Genomic DNA, 19,550 nt, shown 5'->3' on the forward strand with positions numbered 1-19,550 from the left:
CCTCCTTTTCTCTACGATGTCAGTATACCGGATCTGCTTTGTACTATTGTTAAAACTTCATTGAACAAATGTTAGGCAGCAAAGGTTATAAAAATACCCGGAATCCATTGTTCTAACCTGGGTTCCGGGTATTTCTTCTACTGGATATAATAATATGTCAGTTTTTTTATTTTACAGTTACTTTCTTCACTGGGCTGTAGTTGGTATAAACTGTTTTCCCGGCAATGGTCTTGTAAGCTCTCATACGTAAATAGTACGTCTTTTTGCTCTTTAATTTTCGTATGGTCTTTACGACAGTCTTCCCACTCTTTAGGGTTATTGTCTTCCTGCTCTTGAAATTAGACTTGGCAGCGTACTGAATCTGGTATCCGTTTGCACCGCTTACTTTCTTCCAGGATACTTTCGCAGACCGTTTGGACGTACTTTTTACTGATTTTATCTTAATCTTCTTTTCCCGGAATGTTATTTTATCTATCTGATCCTGTGCAGCTTTGACGGCCTTTAAAGCATCTTCCGCTGCTTTTTTTGCAGTCTGAAGTTCTGCATCACTCGCCGCCTTATCTGCTTTCAGCGCAGCAAGTTGTACCTTGGCTTCATCGGCTGCTTTTCTGGCTGCATCCAGCTCTGCATTTAATTCCTCCGCTGTCTTTATCCGGTTAGACTCAGAGAGTTTAGCCTCAGCAAACGGGATCAATGTAGCTGAAGATAAACCGTTAGCGTAATATTTCACCTCATAATCATTGAAAAATCCGCCGGAAACCTCCAGTCTTCCCATCTGCAGCAGTCGGTTGCTCAAGGTAGTGGCAATGGTAACCTCTAATGTATTTGTGCCGTCCGCTATCAAATGACTGATATCCAGTACTGCATTATTTACATTAACCGGCTCTGCCTCCTGTCCGTTTACCTTTACAGCTGCTGCTCCCGGAAACTCACCAAGATCCAGATAAGCGCCTGCTGCTTTTGACTTATCCCAGATAAAGGTTGTAGTGTAGCGGCCCACACCGGATACATCCTGACCGATTTCTCCGATTTTGTCCCAGGTAACCAGTTGATCCAGTTTCACGCTGATTGTATCTTTGTTTGTATCATATTTGTATTCCGTTGTTGTAATTCCTGTTTCCCCATTATCCTCCGTGCGGGTCTGCAATTCCCCCTGCGTCCAATTTTCCACGGTCAGATCCCAGCCTGTCAGTTCTTTTGAAGCCGGCACCTTTACGCTGGTCTGGTAGGAGGTTCCGTCGCTCAGTGTGGTAACATTGCTGCATGACCTGGCAGAGCGTACAACAAACGTTCCATTATCATTATAGAGGCTCTGGGCATCGGTAGATACGGCATGCAGTTCCTCTGCCTCTACCGCTTCAAATGCATACAGCCCAACATCGCTGTAGTTCAGATCAACAGTAAATATTGTTTTGCCGTTCTCGTATCGGTAGTTGGCAACCTTCTTTACCTCACCGGTCCAGTCATTAATCTCATAGGGAATGTAAATACCGTCCATGCTGACATCTGTGGTAGCATGTAAGCCATGATCCAGACCACAGTTCTGGCTGTCACAGTAGTTCCATGCGTACATATACAGGTTGTCACCGTCAGCCCGCAGTTGGGTTAGTATCTGCGCATTAGAACCAATTATCTCAGCCCGGGGCTGTACATCCATTTTTTGCAGCGCATTGTATGCATCTGCCTCGTATGCTACACTGGCTACGTTACTAAGATTCCTCATCTCATCCATCACATCTGCCAGTTCAGCTTCACTTTCCTGCTTATAGGGCGTGATCGTAACGCCGTCCTGAACGATGATGACCTTCAGTCCTTGTTTTGCCAGATCAAGCAGTCGCTTGGCAGCATCCAGCGGCATTGCCTCCTGATGCACCAAAATTGCCTTATATCCCACGGTATCACCCAGGCTTCCGGAATTGGAATCATACTCCATCATATTCAGATAGTCCGGCGAGAAATAGTCATAGGTGTACCCTGCATCCTGCAGAGTGGTATCCTTCCAGTATACCCCTTCGTGCTCACTTAAAGGATCGTAGTATTTTGGGCCATAAGCTGTGGGCTCACCATATTTCAGATGCAGAATACCCAGATCCGTACGGGATGTACCCTCACGCAGCAATCCCTGGATACGACCCAGATGATCATTCATCTCAGGATAAGTCATAGCCTCCGGATCACGTACATCCAGACGTCCTGAAATATTGCCGTACATACCCTCAAATCCCGGCCACTGGACTCCCTCCTGGCCCCATTCGGAAGCATGCCCATGCCAGATCACACGGTTAACACCTCCGGCATACAGTGCATATGCCATCTGTGTCCAATCCTGCTCTGTAAGCGCATAATTCATATGATATATATTAAAACCATTTGAATAGTCAAAAGCAAAGATTGCGCCTGTCTCAGAGGAATACAGCTGATTCATGATATGCGCTCCCCCTGCCCACATACGGTACATATCCGGCTGATCCTTCATGTTCAGAGATTCTGTCTCGGAGTAATCCGTAACCATAGCCATCTCCGTGATTTCCAGCTTTGTGCCATAGGAGATCTGGGCGCGAAGCTTCATATTGTAATTTTCTTTTCCCCAGTTCTTTAACGGCTCCATCATCTCTTCCTGGATCAAATCAGTCCAGACATCATACAGATCATTTTTAATCTTCCAGCTCAGAGTCCTTCCATCTTCATTTTCCGTGTCACTCAGAATATAACGTCCCACCGGTCTGGTGTTCAGTTCTCCCAGGGTATTTCCACCATCACCTAGCACTAACGCCAGATACGGACGGATATCATAACCCTTTTTCTCCTGAAACCGGTCCGCCATAATACCGCTCCAGAAGATGCCCTGACTGGTTGTAAATTCCAGAGAATCCATAAACAGCTGTACATTACCCTCCCGCACAGCTTCCACCAGTTCCGGGTCATTGAAAAATGTCTTATCAAAATACTCCTCCAGCGCCTTTGCGCCGTCTCTGTTAAAATAATTGATAGCATAGGCTGTTGTCTGGGAGGGATCACATGTCTGGTATGTACCGCACTGCCACAGGCTATACAGCATGTAATCACCGTCATCCGGAGCGGTCCAGGTCAGCGTACCATCCTTCACCTCACCGGTCAAATCATAGAAGCAGCTCTGATCCAGTACCGTGGAATTACTGTTGGTTCCATCTCCCATAGAGGCAATACGGTAAGCATACACACCGATCAGTGTCTTCTTTGCAGAATCCGGAATTTTGACATCAGGAAGTCTCAAGCTACCCTCTCTTGTTTGTCCTGCCTCTACCGTCTCTTCGGAACAGATCGCCTGCTGTCCTGCCGCCTCACTATCGGGATCCAGTCCCGGAATATTGGCCGCCTTCCAATGAGTTCCGCTTGTAAGACCAACAGACATGCCGTACCTGGTTGCTGTCTCAATAGCCAGCTTCCAGTCGTGAACTGCCTCGGCAGAACCATAGGCATATTTTTCTGTATCAATGGTTGCATCATCCAGCATACATAGCTCTACACCGGTAAACCCCTGATCATGCATCATTCTGATCTCTTCCACAATGGTTTCATCGGTATGAGATCCCTGTGCCAGCCACCATCTAAGCTCCGTATTGTTTGACTGATCCGGCTTTGTATACCTGGCTTCCAGCTCTTGCTGAAAATTTGTCCCTGCTGCACTGACCGTAAGTCCTCCGCCTCCAATAGCCCCGGTCGTTGCCATTAAAGCTGCCATCAGGGATGCAATAACACGTTTTCTTTTCATTCCCTCATCTCCTTCTCTTTTGTCAGCTATCCGCCCGGCTCTGTTTACCAGTCTGAAAGCCGCAATCATTTTCTTACCTATTTATTATTAAAGGAAATGAATTGTATTATTGTTAAAATTTTGTTGTACAAATGTTAGGTTGTTATATTTCATAGCTGCTATGCTATCCTTCCGCAAAGCCTGCTACCGCTCCAGTTCCTCCTGCATAGCCCGGGTGATATCCCGGATTTGTATCCTGCTTCCGGTAATATACTCTGCCAGCTTCTTTTCCATGACGATCTCCACCTCATTGTTCCAGCCCTGGTTGCAGAGATAAAAATAGTCTCCGGCTCCATATGCCCTGTTTACTTCTTCCAAAAAACGATCCTCCCGTGGCTCTGGGTCTAACAGCTCCTTCCAGAACTCATTCTCTAAAACTCTTTTACACTCCTCAGGGTAAGCGGAGCCAGCGTACATTCCCACACCTCCGGTTTCTCCAATACTCCAGTAAGTCTTCTCCCCTGCGTTGTTGGCAGGCAGCGGCATCATCCCATACTGATCTCCGTTGGCTGCCCCGCCGGTCACCAGATTTCTGGCTTCCCCGGAGGACACAAAGAGCATGGCCGCCTCTCTGTTTTCCAGTTTTTGTCGCGCCTCATTCGCTGTGAGCTCCATAGACTCCGGATCCATATATCCCTCTCTGTAAAGCCCTGTATACATAGTAAGTACCTTATCCCAGGTTCCCTTATCGGTAAATTTTCTGGTGCCTTCCCGCAGCTCTTTGTCATAACCCGGATCCCGGGGGTAGATCTGATTTACCGCAATCTGATATAATCCATACTGATAGGTATTTCGTGCCTTTCCTCCAAGCGTCATAGGCTGGATACCCTTTTCCTTCAGCGTCTCACAGCACTCTATAAATTCCTCCCAGCATCCGGGCACGGTCACACCGTTTTCCTCAAATACTGTCTTATTATAAAGTACCCCCAGTGCCATCTTTCCGATGGAGACACTATAAACCTGGTCCTGATGACGTATCAGGGCACACTTTGTCTCATCTGCATTTTTTATGCCTTCCAAATCTGTTACGGGAGCCAGATAACCGGCTTCTGCCAGGCTGCTCACTCCGTTAGGACCCGCATACTCAGGCTGGACAAAGAAGAAATCCGGCCCTTTTCCCGTGGCCAGCCTTGTTTTCAGCACAGTATAATACTGCTCCTCCGAGAAAATCACAGGATGTATCTCAATATCCGGATAAGTCTTATTAATATTCTCTACCGTTTCCTTTCCCACAAAGCTGTGATTCCCATAGCTGGGTGCCATATAGGTCAGAACAATCTTATCTTCAGTCTTTACCTCCCTGATTCGTCCGCACCCAATAAGGGTGCACAGCATAGCCAGACCAATTAACACCACTTCATATTTTCTTCTCATATTCTGCAGACTCTCCCACTCATGTGGCTTCCGTATCCTGTGTAACTCCGCAACAGGAGTCTTATAGGTTGCCGGTTAAACCCCTTTTTCTACATCATAGCAAAAGGTTTTTTTAAATACAAGTATATACAATTGTTTTTTGATATGATATGCTTTTTTTATTACCAGTGAGTACCTATTAAATTTCCGTCCAAAGGAGGATGGCACCATGAAGCTTCAGAAAAAATTTTTTCTGATATTTTTATTGATTTCCATAATACCAATATTTATATTTTCCATCTACACTTACACCAGATATACCAATCTGATTGAAAAGCAGGTCACTCAGTCTGCAGAAAACCTCATGGATGTCGCCTCCTTTCAGGCTAATTATACACTTAGTAATCTGGAGCATATTGTGGAAGCCATGTACCTCCCAAAGGAAGATCACGTGTCCATGGTGGATAACCTGAAAAAATATGCCGGAAGAACTCAGCCCACCGACTACGATATTTATCTAAGCAACGAAAAGCTGAATTCCACCTGCCAGGATTTTATTTATTTTTCCCCTTACATTAACGGAATTTTTCTCTTTACCCCATCGGGAAATATTCTGGGCTATGGTTACGGAAACGGCATCAATATTTCCCACGATTATGATCCCACCCTTGATTCCTGGTATCAGGAATCAAGGGCGCTTGAAGGAAGCACCTATATCTACGGCCCGGATTCAAAAGATTTTTTTGAAAGCAGCAGTCCTTCTATCTCCTTTTGTACCGCACTGTACGATGTACACACCCGAGACTTCTTGGGGATACTGATGATTGACTGTAAACCTGAGGTCTTTGATCTTGCCACAGTAAATACCATGCCAGAGACAGCCTCGCTGACCGTCATGCAAAAGGACAGCCCCCTGTATATTACCCAATCTCCGGGACTGTCTGATTTTGGCACCGATGACTCTCTTCTTCTGGAAAAGGATCTGAATCTGGTTGATCTCACCTTGCATGCTTCCATAAACCGGGACCTTCTGTACAATGAGTTCAGTATTACGCAGATTACCCTTATATTTCTTACCGTCACCTGTATACTGGCCTTCCTCATTATTTCCATTCTCCTGTCTAAGAGCCTGACAAAGCCCATTACCTACCTGAGCAGTCAGATGGCACGGTCTGACGGAAAGTATGATGTATCTGACAGCCCTTACTTTGGCAACCGGAATGAGATTGGCACTCTGTACAATTCCTTTCAGGAAATGCTGGATGAGCGGAACCGCTACATAAAAAACGAATTGGAAAACAAGCTGATCCTGCTGGATTCCCAGATGAAATCCCTGGAATCTCAAATAAATGCCCATTTCCTTTATAATACACTGGAGGCCATTAACAGCATTGCAGCAATCAACAAAGTTCCGAGAATCTGCACCATGACCATGGCTCTGGGCAGCATGTTCCGCTACAGCATCAAGACCAAGAGCGAACTGGTTCCCGTTAGGGAGGAGCTGGAACACGTAAAAAATTACGTTGCTATCCAGCAGATCCGGTTCGACTATGGGTTCACATATGAGGTGCATATTCCGGATGCACTCCGTGAAGTAAAGGTGCTGAAACTGATTCTGCAGCCCCTGGTGGAAAATGCACTGTATCACGGCCTAAACTACTGCCGTGCAGGAAATTTGATCACCGTGGAAGCAAGGCGGGAGAAAAACAGGTTGTTCCTCTGTGTCACTGACAACGGAAGGGGAATGACGGAGGATGCGCTTACAGTCCTCCAAAATCAATTGGCGGAGAAACCGGAATTTAAAGAACTGGGGCGCAGGCATGGTCAAAGTATCGGTGTGAAAAATATTCACACACGTATCTCTCTATACTATGGGGAGTATTACGGACTTCAGATATTCAGTAAAATAGGGCAGGGTACAATGGTACAGATCACCCTCCCTGTGATGGATGGATAACGGCTCTATACCTGCATCTCAAAAAGGATGCGGCTACTTCAAACACCATCATAAAGCAATTTCCAACCAAATGGAACTTTCAACCGTAAAAAGGATAAATTACAAAGGAGTGTTACACTATGAAATACCGCTATCTCATTATTGATGATGAAAAGCTGGCCCGCCTTGGGACGCTGGAAAAGCTCTCTCCCATAAATGACCGGATTACTTGTGCGGGAGAGGCCGCAGATGGAGATGAGGGAATCGCCCTTGTAGAAAAACTCCACCCGGATATTATCATTACTGATATGAAAATGCCCATCATGGACGGAGAGCAGCTTCTCCCCCTGCTGGCGGAAAAATATCCCCAGATACAGATTATCGTCATCAGTGGATACCGCGACTTTGAATACTCCAGACAGGCTATCCGCGCCAGTGCCATTGACTATATCTTAAAGCCTTTTGGCAGCAGTGAGATTATCTCTGCTGTAGAGCAGGCCATCACCCGCATTGAAAATCAGACAGAGGTGGAAACAAAACTTCAGTCCTCGGAGAAATATAAGGAAGCTCTTCACCTAAACCACGATAGAGAGCAGCTTAGGAACCTGATCTGCGGTTACTCCGAGAGTAATCTGCAGCTCTCCTCCGAACGGTTGAAATTTATCAATCAGAGCCACTCCTGCCTTTTCGTGCTGCTGCGCTCTGAACAGCCTTTGCCGGAGGATGAAATCAGCCTGCTCCTTTCCGACAGGGGCTATGACAACATGGCTCTTTATCTTCCCCACCCCCATGCAGAAAACCTGGGCTTTTTTCTGCTGTTCTTTCCCGCCAGGACGTTTTTTTCGGCAGAGTCAGTCTGTCATGAAATGATCGAAAATCTAAAGGCACTGTTTCTTTCCCGGAATGAACAAGTGATCTATGGAGTCAGCCGGGAACACCGACACCTGCTGTCCCTGCACAATGCCTTTCAGGAAAGCATTCAGGCCTTGAATCAGATGAAGGTACAGGATGATACTTATATCTTTACCATTACGGATACCCCTGCTCCCAAATCCATCCTTTGGGAGCGCACAGACCAGCTGCTCTTCCGAATTGAAGCCGGCATGAATCAGGAGGTGGATATCTTGGTAAAAGACCTGTTTTCTTATTATCAAAGCCTGACAGATGCCACTTTTTATGAAATCAAATGCTCCTGCTTCCAAATCACCAATCAGGTGAAGCTGATGCTAAACCAGTATATTCAGCAGATTCAGGCTGACTCCGTGGATACCAGCATCCAGAATATTCTGGATACTATGTTCAGTCTGGAGGAGCTATGCCGCTATTACCGGCAGTTTTTCGGAACTATATCCCAGGCTTTGGCACCTGACAATGTGTACTCTGACAGCGACATTGTAAATAATGTGAAAACCTATATTGACAGAAACTTCTACCGCGATATCTCTGTGGAGTTTGTAGCTTCTCTGTTCCACATGAACAGAAGTTACCTAAGCCATATATTCAAGAAAAAGCAGGGAAAGACTTTTATTGACTACCTGAATCTGGTAAGAGTTTCGGAATCCAAAATACTGTTGAAAAATTCCGACAAAAAACTATACCAAATTGCCAAAGCTGTAGGTTACGACAATGTCAGCTATTTCTGTCGGGTATTTAAAAAGCTGGAGCAGATGACACCAGAGCAATATCGGGGATAATATACCATACAACTATTAATAATACTATTAACAGGTATTCTAAATACCTTTATAAAAGGGAGTAACCTATGAAAAAAACAAATATCAAGTACCAGACCTATGTTCAGATCCTGAAAGAAGAATTAGTTCCCGCCATGGGATGTACCGAGCCAATCTCGATTGCCTACGGAGCTGCAAAAGCCAGGGAGATACTGGGGTGTATTCCCCAGAGGATTGAGATACAGGTAAGCGGTAATATTATAAAAAATGTAAAGAGCGTGATTGTTCCAAATACCGGAGGATTAAAGGGCATCTCTGCCGCAGTCATCGCAGGGGTAATTGCCGGAAATGCTGATAAAAAACTGGAAGTCATCTCCCAGGTGACGCCGGAAGAAAAAGCGCTGATGAAACAGGCACTCACTGATATTCCCGTTGTGGTAAAAGAAGCCGTTACTGACAGGATTTTTGATATTATACTCTTTTTCTCTGCTGAGGAATCCTGTGTAAACCTGCGCATCAGTGATTACCATACAAATATTGTGTACATTGAAAAAGATCAGAAAATACTCTATGAAGCTGGCGTAACTGCACTGGCTGAGACACATCTCACGGACCGCAGCCTGTTGGATGTGGAGAGTATTGTAGAGTTCGCAGATTCAGTGGACATCGATGATGTCAGAGAGGTTCTGGATCGACAGATTGCTTATAATTCTGCTATTGCCGAAGAAGGTTTGAAGGGAACTTACGGAGCTAATATTGGAAATGTGATTCTCTCTACCTACGGCAATGATATTAAAGTTCGTGCCAAGGCTGCTGCGGCTGCCGGCTCTGATGCCAGAATGAGCGGATGTGAGCTTCCTGTTATCATCAATTCCGGAAGCGGGAATCAGGGCATGTGTGCCTCTCTTCCGGTAATTGAATACGGCAAAGAACTGGGGGTAAGTCATGACAGGCTGCTTCGTGCTTTGGTGGTATCGAACCTGATTACCATACATCAGAAGACCGGGATTGGCAGACTGTCAGCATACTGCGGCGCTGTCAGTGCCGGCTGTGGAAGCGGTACCGGAATCGCCTATCTTATGGGCGGGGACTTCAAGGTTATTGCCCATACCCTGGTAAATTCCGTGGCAATTGTCTCCGGCATAATCTGCGACGGGGCAAAGGCTTCCTGTGCCGCCAAAATTGCCGCCTCTGTGGATGCCGGCATTCTGGGTTATTATATGTATAAAAACGGAAAGCAGTTTTACAGCGGCGATGGTATCGTTACAAAGGGTGTGGAAGCTACTATCCGCAATATCGGGATACTGGGTAAAGAGGGGATGAAAGAAACCGATAAGGAAATCATTAAATTGATGATTCAGGAACCACAGGATTAAGATCATGGGGACTTCAGAATAATAGAAAGATTTTCAGCTGTTACGTTTGGATTCATATAATTTGTATGATCTGGGTAAAAAGGCAGGTTCGGTATTTTCCATACGGGAAATACCGAACCTGCCCATTTTATTTTACAGCTATTCTGCCTTCCGCAGATCACTGTACTGTGCTTCCAGCCATGGCTTTAATGCATCGGCTGACATTGTGTGTACTTCATTATTGTCAGATGTCTTGACGTAGTAATCACCGTCTTCCGTTTGATTTCCAATCTGAAGTATTACCTGTTTTACTTCTGTTACCAGTTTTGTACTCTGGGTTTCGCTCTCAGACTCTTCTGTCTGAACGTCATCCGCTTCCGTGGTTTTAGTTCCAGGCTCAGATGCAGACTCAGATCCAGGCGCAGATGCAGTCTCAGATGCAGGCTCAGATCCAGGTTCAGATCCAGGTTCAGATGCAGGCTCAGATCCAGGTTCAGATCCAGGCTCAGATGACTCAGCCTCATGGGTCACCGTGTAATCCAGCGTAATGACTGCTGAAGGGTCTTTTAGACCGTACTGATCCAGGTTCTTACAGTCATAGTCAATATAATCCTTAAAGTTCAGGCTGGTCACATTGGAAAGTAATTGGTTAGACTTGGTTCCATCTGCTTCTTTTTTCTTGTTTTTACTGTCTTTTACACTCCACGTTGCCGAATCATCTCGGGATGATTCTAGTGTAAGCTGATTGTCTGTCTGGTCAACTACTGCTTTAATGATGGTATTACTGGTGATGCTTGGGAAGGAACTGTCTACAACCAGATCATACAGTTTTCCGTTAAAGGCATTTGCAAAGGCACTGCTTACGGTATAGATATGCTCGGGATTATTCATATACATATAATAATCACCCGTTGTTTCATTTTCATTTCCTATATAAAATACTGTCTCTACACCATTATTACTGATCACCGTAACGGTATTACTGGGCTCCTTAAGACCATAATCATCCAGATTCTCAAGCTGTCCCAGATCTCTTACGGCTTTAATATCTTTAAAATTATCCAGAAGTGTTTTCACTTTATCCTGATCTACCGGAAAGTTTTTATCTTCTGTATAATACCAGCTGTTATTTTCTTTTTTAAACTCCAGCTTTTCCTTATCAAGGATATATGTGAGTCCTGTTATATCAGATTCCTCAATGGAAGTTACTGCAACGCTGGTATCTTCTGTTTCTGATTCTGCCTCCTGCTCTTTATTATAATTTTTCAGGCAGAAATACGCTGCAGTCAGAAGAATTAATACAACAAGAGCAGTAAGTAACCCTATTAATTTCTTCTTTTTCTTCATTATCGTTTTCTCCTTCTAAACCAGATTACTCCGCCTGTCAGCAGGCAAATCAGCGGCAGGATTACAATCGCAAGAGAACTTAAGAATGCAGAGGCTGCTGAAGTAATTGTCAGATAGCTTACCTGGGTACTCTTACTTGGAATGGATACACTTGCCTCCTGATCACACATCCAGCTGAGTGCATTTGTCAGAAGCTCCGTATTGGCACCGGATACCGCACTGTCAATCTGTTCATTTAACATATTACCACTTGACAGGTATACCAGTTTTGTTTCTTTGTCATCGACCGTTTCCGTAATTGCAACACCCAGATCATATGCGCCCGATTCATCCCCATCTTCTTTGGACAGGCTAGTCATGTTTTCTGCATCCTTTTTTATATACGCGGAATCTGACGTGGTAAGGAGGCTGCTGACGTTAACCGTATCTCTTTTATCATCCAGTGTTTTAATTCCCTGGGCTACCGGCATTAAAACAAAACGGCCGCTCAGGCTGCTTACTACTTCCTGGCTTCCGATATTTGGAAGGAGGTATAACGGATTTCCGGAAGCATAATGATTCGCATCTCCTTCAATCACCACACCGTCCATTGTCTCTACACCGTATTCCTTTAATATGGATTCGAAATTAGGCATTTCCGTACCGGTATAGTCTGATACGATCATTGCTTTTCCGCCTGCTTTTAAGTAATTAATGATCTTTGATGCCTCATCTGCCGAAATATCCTTGGTTGGGGAAAACAGGAACAGACAGTCCGCATCTTCCGGTACCGACTCCTGGGATACCAGATTCAAATCCTTAATCTCTATATTTTCCTTTTCAATTGCAGACTTCATCGTAGTGCTGACAGATGCCTCATCATGGCCTCCCAGTACATACATTACCGGAAGTTCTTCCGATGTGACATAAGAGATGGCACTGGTTATCTGGCCCTCTCCGTCAAATCCGGTAACCTGGGAAGAATATGTGCTGTAATCTACACTTGTTTCATAAATGTCACTGTAATTAATAACCTTGTTTCTCTTTTCTCCAACCACAATAATACTGTTGCTGCTGACCTTCTCATCTGTATACTGAGAAGCAAAGTTTGGATACAGTGCCGGATCCTTGGTTTCAACTTTTATATGGGAAGAGAGGTCTTTATAACGGTCCAGAACCTCTTTTAAGGTACTATCCTCCTGCCCGTTCTGTGCAATCAGGTAAAGGGTTACATCACTTTTTAACCCCTTGATAATTTCCTCCGTCTTGTCTCCAATCGTATAGAGTTTATTATCGCTGAAATCCAGTTTTGTATATTTACCGGGAAGCTGTCCGATCACCAGGTTAATTACAATTACAATGGCTATTACAATCACCGTAATGACTATGCTGTACGAACCATTTTTTACTTTTTTGTTACTCCATTTCGGAAAAATGTTTTTTATTTTCATGATCTGCCTCCTCTAGCTCCAGCGTCTCTTCTGTATCGACTGTACCGTCAAAAACAGAAAAACAGCAATGATTGATAAAAAGTATATGATTCCTCCGATATCCAGAATTCCACTGACAAAATTGTCAAAATGACTGGAGATATCAAATATACCCAATACCTTCTGTATTGCTCCTTCAAAGAGGCTTTGTTTTACAGTATATAGAACCAGCAGTGCCGCCTCTCCTATAACTGCCACCAGGCACACCGTAAATAAATTCTTCATCACCATGTAGATAATTCCGCAGCAAACAAGAAGTACCGCGGTAAATGCAATGAGGGAAGTAATTGCCGTTTCCGAAAAAAAACTTTTAATGCCGCTCATCATATAACAGATAAACAGCACCACAAAGGTTACTACTGCTGCTATAATCTGGCTCTCAGTTATAGATGATAAGAAAATTCCTATTGCGATATTGGCACATCCCAAAAGGAAAAATCCGATCACTGCAACGTAAGCCATTTTAAGGGATACGGAACCAAAATTTTTTAATATAATCGGATAAATGCAAAGAATGATCATAGGAATCAGGAAGATCACGATTAATGCCGTAAATTTCCCCAGTACAATATCTTTCACAGAAAGAGGGGATGTCAAAAGCAGCTGGTCTGTCTTCTGTTTCTTTTCTTCCGCCAGTACCCGCATGGTCAATATTGGCGTTATAATAAGGAATACAAAGGTTATTGCAGATAATGTATATCCAAAGACCGGATATCCCATCTGTAGATTATAAGCAGTAAAATACACTCCTGCCAGTAGTAAAATAAATGCGATAAATACATATCCAGTCATAGAAGTAAGATAAGATTTCACCTCTTTTTTACAAATCGCTGTCATGAGTCTGCTCCTCCTCTTCCATATTCTTTTCCTCTTGCAAATCATGTTCCCGCCCGGTCAGGGCCCCTTCTTTTGGTTCATCATCCGCTGATGCCGGTTCACCCTGTGATTCATTCTGATCTTCCTCTTCACCGCCAGCTTCATCTGTCAGCTTTTTATCATCTGCTGTCAGCTCCAGGAATACATCTTCCAGGGATACCCTGGTGGACTTCATCATAAGAATCGGACATTGCGCATGAGCCATTCCATAGAAAATTTCTTCTCTTACATCTGCCTGATCCTTTGCTCTTACTTCAATATCCACCGTATTTTCTTCATCAGACTCCCGGAAACTCCACTCGTCGATATTCTCAATTTCATTTAGAATCTGCTCCGTCTCTACTTTTGTTCCTTTCACTCTCAGGTTCAGGGTCTCACTTCCCTGCATCAGCTTACTCAGGTTCCCGGGTGTATCACTTGCAACCAGTTTGCCATGTGCGATAATCATAACATAATCACAGACTGCACTTACCTCTGACAGGATATGGGAGCTCAAAATGACTGTATGCTTTTTACTCAGACTCTTAATTAATTCACGAATCTCAATAATCTGCTTTGGATCAAGTCCTACGGTAGGCTCATCCAGTATTATGACTTCCGGATATCCCATTATTGCCTGTGCCAGCCCCACTCTCTGGCGGTAGCCCTTTGATAAATTCTTAATTAAGCGGTTCTTCATATCCGTAATCTTTGTCATTTCCATGACTTCGCTTATCATATCCAGACGTTGATCCTTAGGGATTTTCTTTAATTGTGCAACAAATTTTAAATATTCCCAAACGGTCATATCAAAATAAAGAGGTGGCTGTTCAGGAAGATATCCGATACATTTTTTAGCCTCTTCCGGCTCCTCTAAGATATCATGCCCATTGATGCTTACGCTGCCCTCCGTTGATGCAATATATCCGGTAATGATATTCATTGTAGTCGATTTTCCAGCTCCATTCGGGCCTAAAAAACCGTAGATCTGACCTTTTTCAACGGAAAAGCTAAGGCCGTCTACAGCAAGATGATCTCCATATCTTTTGACTAAATTCTTTACTTCTATCAAACTTCTTCCTCCTTTTTCATTCACATGGCAACTTCCCGGCAACCCGTAATTACCGTTAATTACTTATCTAAATTACGAGATAAATGTGTTTTTTATTAGATTAAAATGTGTTTTTTCTCTGAAAATTCTGTGAACACCAAAAAAGAGCTGCCACTTTTCCCTATTAAGTGACAACTCCCATTATTTCTATTAGCGCCAGAATACGTTTAACCGCTGGCTAATCAACTAATCAACCGCATTTTCTTCTGCTGTTAACATACTTATCCTTTTTTCTTTTATTGGAAACCAGCTCCATAACTTTTGCCTTGTACTCTTCATCAATACTGATTCTGGCAAGGCTGACTAACCGATAGGTATCCAGATGATATGGCAGACTTTTATGAAGCGCCAGATCCACCAGATACTTTGCCGACTTAAAACTGCTGAGATGCGTATGTCCCTCTTCAAATCTCTTATCTGTATTATGTACCACAAAACCACCATCTGCACGGTATACCTTGAAAGATTGTTTCGAATAAATTTGATTCATAGAACATTCCTCCTGTTAAATTTTGTCGTAAGCAGAACACAGTCCGCTTTTCCTGATTGTAGCAGTTAATCATAAAACTCAAGTCTGTTTTTTGTAAAATCTGTGTCAGATCTACGTTGTGGAATTTCCTCTAAAAGCAAAAGACAAAAGCATTGTCCTTTGTATAAGACTATGCCTTTGTCTTTCTATTATTAACCTTTATAGTAATTTATTAAACAACCTTTCAGGATGATGGTTCTTTCATCATCTGTCAGTTCGCCCATCTTAAGGGTGAACTCTTTCATTGTGTCACCCACTACATAAGCTTTAATCTCAGTTGCTTTGTCTTCTATTGCCTTACGCACATCCGGTACATAGATATAATCTCCGTTTTTAAACGGAAGATCACCTTTATCAACCAGGAATGGAAGCATTCCCCAGTTAATCAGATTGGAACGGTAACGCTTTGTCGCATATTCATTTGCGATATTTGCCCATCCTCCAAGTACTTTCTGACAGGAAGCTGCCTGTTCACGTGCAGAACCATCACCCGGTTTTACGGCGAAAATGGTACTTCCGATTCCGGTATTCTGCTCATTTGCATCCGGGTATAAGGTATGGATGGTATTTACAACCGGTTCCAACTCTGCCAGGGCATCGTATGGTGCACCGCCGGTAAGTCTTGCTTTTTCAGCTGCATATACCTCTTTCGCACGTCCAACATAAGCCGGGTCTTTTCTGGAAAGGGTAAATTCAGCCAGTCCCAGTGGGTTGGAACGGTAAGATGAAGTCTCTCCGGAAGGAATCAGCTCATCCGTTGTGGTAACCGGATCATGAATCTCACATACTACCTTGAGGATCATATTGTCCGTAAGTGCAGACATTGCAGGCCAGTCTTTAATGTTCGGTCCGAATTTAATTTCAACAGAAGGATCTGCAATCCCCTTGCTGTCGAATACACGGTTTTCATATATACTCTTATCAAAGAAATATTTTGGTTTGCTGTAATTTACATCCACATCCGTTGCCGCTGTCAGATATCCTTTGTTTGCAGCTGTTGCCGCAATGGAACGGGCATCCATAAGTGCTACAGAAGAAATCTGTCCGTTCTGAAGCTTACTTCCTTCTCTGTTAGGGAAGTTTCTGGTGGAATGACGGATACTGAATGCATTATTCGCCGGTGTATCACCTGCACCAAAGCAAGGACCGCAAAATGCCGTCTTCACAATGGCTCCTGTTGCCATCAACTCTGCTAGTCTTCCATTTTTAGCTAACTCCATATAAATCGGCGTACTTGCCGGGTAAATGCTAAGGGTAAATTCATCAGATCCAATACTTGCACCTTTTAAGATGTCTGCTGCATCGCAGATATTTTCGAATCCGCCGCCGGCACATCCTGCAATAATACCCTGATCTACATAGAGTCTGCCGCCGCGTACTTTATCTTTTAAAGTAAAGTCTACAGCTCCGTCCAGGCTTACCAGCGCCTTCTTTTCCACATCAGCAAGGATATCCATTAAGTTTGCATTTAACTCCTCAATGGTATATGTATTGCTTGGATGGAAAGGCATTGCGATCATTGGTCTTACCTGGCTTAAATCTACATAGACCATACCGTCATAGTAAGTTACGGCTCCCGGTGCAAGTTCCTTATACTCTTCACTTCTTCCATGAATGTCATAGAAATCCTTAATCTCACTGTCGGTCTTCCAGATTGAGGACAGACAGGTGGTCTCCGTAGTCATAACATCAATGCCGATTCTGAAATCAGCAGTTAACTTATCAACTCCCGGTCCCACAAATTCCATTACTTTATTGTTTACATACCCATTGGCAAATACGGCTCCGATAATTGCCAGTGCAACGTCCTGAGGTCCAACACCCTTAACCGGTTCTCCCTCCAGATAAACACCTACTACTCCGGGCATATTAATATCATAAGTTTTTGACAATAACTGTTTTACAAGCTCCGGACCGCCTTCACCCATTGCCATTGTACCTAAAGCACCATAGCGGGTATGAGAATCAGATCCCAGAATCATTTTTCCTCCGCCTGCCAGCATTTCTCTGGCAAACTGGTGAATAACTGCCTGATGAGGAGGAACATAAACCCCGCCATATTTTTTCGCACAGGTAAGTCCGAACATGTGATCGTCTTCATTGATCGTTCCGCCAACGGCACATAAGCTGTTATGGCAGTTTGTCAAAACGTATGGTACCGGAAATTTTTCAAGTCCGGATGCACGTGCTGTCTGGATAATACCAACAAACGTAATATCATGGGATGTGAGCTTGTCAAATTTAACCTTCAGCTTTTCCATATTTCCGGAAGTATTATGGCTTTCTAAAATACCATAAGCAATTGTATTTTTGGCAGCCTCGGCTTTTGCAGGAACGTTATCGCCTAATTTGCTTTTTAAAACGGCAGCAGCATCGGCATTATCTTCCACGATTTCTGTCCCGTTCAACAGGTATACGCCATTATCGTATAATTTTACCATTGATAGTTACTCCTTTTCTATTTTGTTTCCCAGAACCTGTCTGAGACAGATTCTGATTTATCTTAATTTTAAAAATCCTGTATTTCCATATATTTCATATAATTTACAACCATGAGGGCAATCTTGAACGTTAATGCATCATCAAACACGCGGATATCAAGACCGGTGCTCTTCTGGAGTTTTTCCAGACGGTAAACTAACGTATTACGATGAACGAAAAGCTGTCTGGAAGTCTCGGAGACATTCAGATTGTTTTCAAAGAATTTATTGATGGTCATCAGGGTTTCATCATCAAAGCTATCCGGCATTTTTTCTCCGAATACTTCCTTCATGAACATCTGACACAGCGGAATCGGAAGCTGATAGATGAGTCGTCCAATACCCAGTGTATTGTATGCAATAATATTTTTCTCAACGTAGAAGATTTTCCCCACGTCCAGCGCCATCTTCGCTTCTTTATAAGACTTCGATACCAATTTAATTTCATCCACAATCGTTCCGTAAGCTATACGGACACTGGACATAGCCTCAGCATTTAACATGTCTCTAAGCATCTTGGCAATCTCATCAATATCCTCATAAGTATCCTCCGGCTTTAATTCTTTCACCAAAATAATACTTTTTTCATCTACAGCAGTAATATAATCCTTCGGTTTTGATGCAAACAGGCTTTTTACTGTCTCCAGTGCATTGTTATCCTTCTCATATTTTGTTTCTACCATAAATACCACACGTCTTGCTTCCGTTTCAATATGAAGCTTCTTTGCGCGGTTATAAATATCTACTAATAACAGGTTGTCCAGCAATAAGTTCTGGATAAAGTTATTCTTATCAAAACGTTCTTTATAAGCTACAATCAGATTCTGGATTTCACAGACTGCAACTTTTCCTATCATATATGCATCTTCGCTGGAACCCTTGGCAATCAGCACGTATTCTACGGTTCTCTCATCAAATATCTTAAAGAAATGATATCCCTGTATAACCTGACTGTCAGCTGCAGAATCAGCAAACAGCTGCACAGTATCACCTGCGATGTCATTGTCTGCAAATGTCGTAACGACCAAACGGCCCTCCAGATCCATGATACACAAATCAATCCTGGTGATTGCACGTAATTCGTCAATAGCATTTTGTAAAACCTGGCTTGAAATCATTCTTTCACTTCCTCACTTTGTAAATTTATACAGATACTATAAAACATTTTCGGGAAAATAGCAAATGTTTTACGCATGTTTCCCCATCACCCCATAAATAATTCCATGGAGCGGTTCCAGATTATCCCACACCACACGGTTCGAATCCACAGACTTTTCTCCGCAGTCAATGATACCGGTATGGGATTTAATGTCTTCCATTTTTGCCTCCATTGCCTTCAATTCCGTGGGTGCAAGTCCCTTTTTCACATCCAGCATGGATCCTGCAAACTTGTCGGCGTAAACATGGGCGAGAATTTCTATCGCCAATGAATGCCTCTTAATTTCCAATTCACACCCAAACTTTTCCTTGTATCGTCCGAGGGCATAGTCCGCAAGTGCCAGCGAGCCATTGCCTTCCTCATCCAGATAATCTTTCAAAATCTGGTCGCATACAATACGCACCCAGCTCTTCTCATATTTAACCGAAATGCCCCGGTATTCTTTTTCCCATTCCACATCTGTTTGTGCATTGTTTAATTCATCCATAAAGGC

At 43.5% G+C, this 19,550-nt stretch carries 13 protein-coding genes; 3 read left to right on the top strand and 10 right to left on the bottom strand.

The annotated features are described in order from the left end of the window. Positions 1 to 166: 166 nt before the first annotated feature. Both QR40_RS24245 and QR40_RS24250 read right to left on the bottom strand, forming a co-directional pair. Complete coding sequence (locus QR40_RS24245; RefSeq protein ID WP_152614273.1) at positions 167 to 3,751, bottom strand: hypothetical protein; 3,585 nt, start codon at positions 3,749 to 3,751, stop codon at positions 167 to 169. 183 nt (positions 3,752 to 3,934) lie between these two features. Next, positions 3,935 to 5,164, bottom strand: a complete 1,230-nt coding sequence (locus QR40_RS24250) for an ABC transporter substrate-binding protein (protein WP_044297134.1) — start codon at positions 5,162 to 5,164, stop codon at positions 3,935 to 3,937. Between the two features lie 208 nt (positions 5,165 to 5,372). Between QR40_RS24250 and QR40_RS24255 the strand changes: the two genes are divergently transcribed. The 3 genes from QR40_RS24255 (at position 5,373) to QR40_RS24265 (ending at position 10,128) form a co-directional block, all read left to right on the top strand. Next, a complete protein-coding gene (locus tag QR40_RS24255; RefSeq protein WP_044297135.1) occupies positions 5,373 to 7,100 on the top strand; it encodes a cache domain-containing sensor histidine kinase in 1,728 nt (575 codons plus the stop codon). Positions 7,101 to 7,219: 119 nt separating this feature from the next. Next, the gene (locus QR40_RS24260) at positions 7,220 to 8,773 is read left to right on the top strand and encodes a response regulator transcription factor (protein ID WP_044297136.1); all 1,554 of its coding nucleotides are present in this window, start codon (positions 7,220 to 7,222) and stop codon (positions 8,771 to 8,773) included. Between the two features lie 68 nt (positions 8,774 to 8,841). Next, positions 8,842 to 10,128, top strand: a complete 1,287-nt coding sequence (locus tag QR40_RS24265; RefSeq protein WP_027295345.1) for an L-cysteine desulfidase family protein — start codon at positions 8,842 to 8,844, stop codon at positions 10,126 to 10,128. Between the two features lie 138 nt (positions 10,129 to 10,266). Here the strand turns inward: QR40_RS24265 and QR40_RS24270 are convergent, their stop codons facing one another. The 8 genes from QR40_RS24270 to QR40_RS24305 all read right to left on the bottom strand — a co-directional run bounded on the left by QR40_RS24270 (position 10,267) and on the right by QR40_RS24305 (position 19,544). Beyond that, positions 10,267 to 11,454 carry a DUF4340 domain-containing protein gene (locus tag QR40_RS24270; RefSeq protein WP_044297139.1) on the bottom strand — a complete coding sequence of 396 codons (1,188 nt, stop codon included), beginning with the start codon at positions 11,452 to 11,454 and terminating at the stop codon, positions 10,267 to 10,269. Then, positions 11,454 to 12,884: a GldG family protein gene (locus QR40_RS24275; RefSeq protein WP_044297140.1), complete on the bottom strand. Its 1,431-nt coding sequence runs from the start codon at positions 12,882 to 12,884 to the stop codon at positions 11,454 to 11,456. Before QR40_RS24275 ends, QR40_RS24270 begins: the two co-directional genes overlap by 1 nt. Before the next feature lie 12 nt (positions 12,885 to 12,896). Then, positions 12,897 to 13,760, bottom strand: coding sequence for an ABC transporter permease (locus tag QR40_RS24280; RefSeq protein WP_027295348.1), 864 nt, complete (start codon positions 13,758 to 13,760; stop codon positions 12,897 to 12,899). After that, complete coding sequence (locus tag QR40_RS24285) at positions 13,744 to 14,850, bottom strand: ABC transporter ATP-binding protein (RefSeq protein WP_044297142.1); 1,107 nt, start codon at positions 14,848 to 14,850, stop codon at positions 13,744 to 13,746. The genes QR40_RS24280 and QR40_RS24285 overlap by 17 nt, the downstream gene beginning before the upstream one ends. A 229-nt stretch (positions 14,851 to 15,079) precedes the next feature. Continuing rightward, positions 15,080 to 15,379 carry a hypothetical protein gene (locus QR40_RS24290; RefSeq protein ID WP_027295350.1) on the bottom strand — a complete coding sequence of 100 codons (300 nt, stop codon included), beginning with the start codon at positions 15,377 to 15,379 and terminating at the stop codon, positions 15,080 to 15,082. Positions 15,380 to 15,570: 191 nt separating this feature from the next. Then, entirely contained in the window at positions 15,571 to 17,859 is a 2,289-nt protein-coding gene (locus QR40_RS24295; RefSeq protein WP_027295351.1) for a hydratase, read from the bottom strand. Positions 17,860 to 17,927: 68 nt separating this feature from the next. Further along, positions 17,928 to 19,016: a PucR family transcriptional regulator gene (locus tag QR40_RS24300; RefSeq protein WP_027295352.1), complete on the bottom strand. Its 1,089-nt coding sequence runs from the start codon at positions 19,014 to 19,016 to the stop codon at positions 17,928 to 17,930. Positions 19,017 to 19,085: 69 nt separating this feature from the next. Further along, positions 19,086 to 19,544: a hypothetical protein gene (locus QR40_RS24305; RefSeq protein ID WP_052377902.1), complete on the bottom strand. Its 459-nt coding sequence runs from the start codon at positions 19,542 to 19,544 to the stop codon at positions 19,086 to 19,088. Positions 19,545 to 19,550: the final 6 nt, after the last annotated feature.

The sequence above is a fragment of the Robinsoniella peoriensis genome (assembly GCF_000797495.1).
Classification (GTDB): domain Bacteria; phylum Bacillota; class Clostridia; order Lachnospirales; family Lachnospiraceae; genus Robinsoniella; species Robinsoniella peoriensis.

What these genes read in the sequence shown, in the direction of transcription:
- QR40_RS24245 (WP_152614273.1), bottom strand. Translation starts at nt 3,751, where the DNA reads ATGAAAAGAAAACGTGTTATTGCATCCCTGATGGCAGCTTTAATGGCA.
- QR40_RS24250 (WP_044297134.1), bottom strand. Translation starts at nt 5,164, where the DNA reads ATGAGAAGAAAATATGAAGTGGTGTTAATTGGTCTGGCTATGCTGTGC.
- QR40_RS24255 (WP_044297135.1), top strand. Translation starts at nt 5,373, where the DNA reads ATGAAGCTTCAGAAAAAATTTTTTCTGATATTTTTATTGATTTCCATA.
- QR40_RS24260 (WP_044297136.1), top strand. Translation starts at nt 7,220, where the DNA reads ATGAAATACCGCTATCTCATTATTGATGATGAAAAGCTGGCCCGCCTT.
- QR40_RS24265 (WP_027295345.1), top strand. Translation starts at nt 8,842, where the DNA reads ATGAAAAAAACAAATATCAAGTACCAGACCTATGTTCAGATCCTGAAA.
- QR40_RS24270 (WP_044297139.1), bottom strand. Translation starts at nt 11,454, where the DNA reads ATGAAGAAAAAGAAGAAATTAATAGGGTTACTTACTGCTCTTGTTGTA.
- QR40_RS24275 (WP_044297140.1), bottom strand. Translation starts at nt 12,884, where the DNA reads ATGAAAATAAAAAACATTTTTCCGAAATGGAGTAACAAAAAAGTAAAA.
- QR40_RS24280 (WP_027295348.1), bottom strand. Translation starts at nt 13,760, where the DNA reads ATGACAGCGATTTGTAAAAAAGAGGTGAAATCTTATCTTACTTCTATG.
- QR40_RS24290 (WP_027295350.1), bottom strand. Translation starts at nt 15,379, where the DNA reads ATGAATCAAATTTATTCGAAACAATCTTTCAAGGTATACCGTGCAGAT.
- QR40_RS24295 (WP_027295351.1), bottom strand. Translation starts at nt 17,859, where the DNA reads ATGGTAAAATTATACGATAATGGCGTATACCTGTTGAACGGGACAGAA.
- QR40_RS24300 (WP_027295352.1), bottom strand. Translation starts at nt 19,016, where the DNA reads ATGATTTCAAGCCAGGTTTTACAAAATGCTATTGACGAATTACGTGCA.
- QR40_RS24305 (WP_052377902.1), bottom strand. Translation starts at nt 19,544, where the DNA reads ATGGATGAATTAAACAATGCACAAACAGATGTGGAATGGGAAAAAGAA.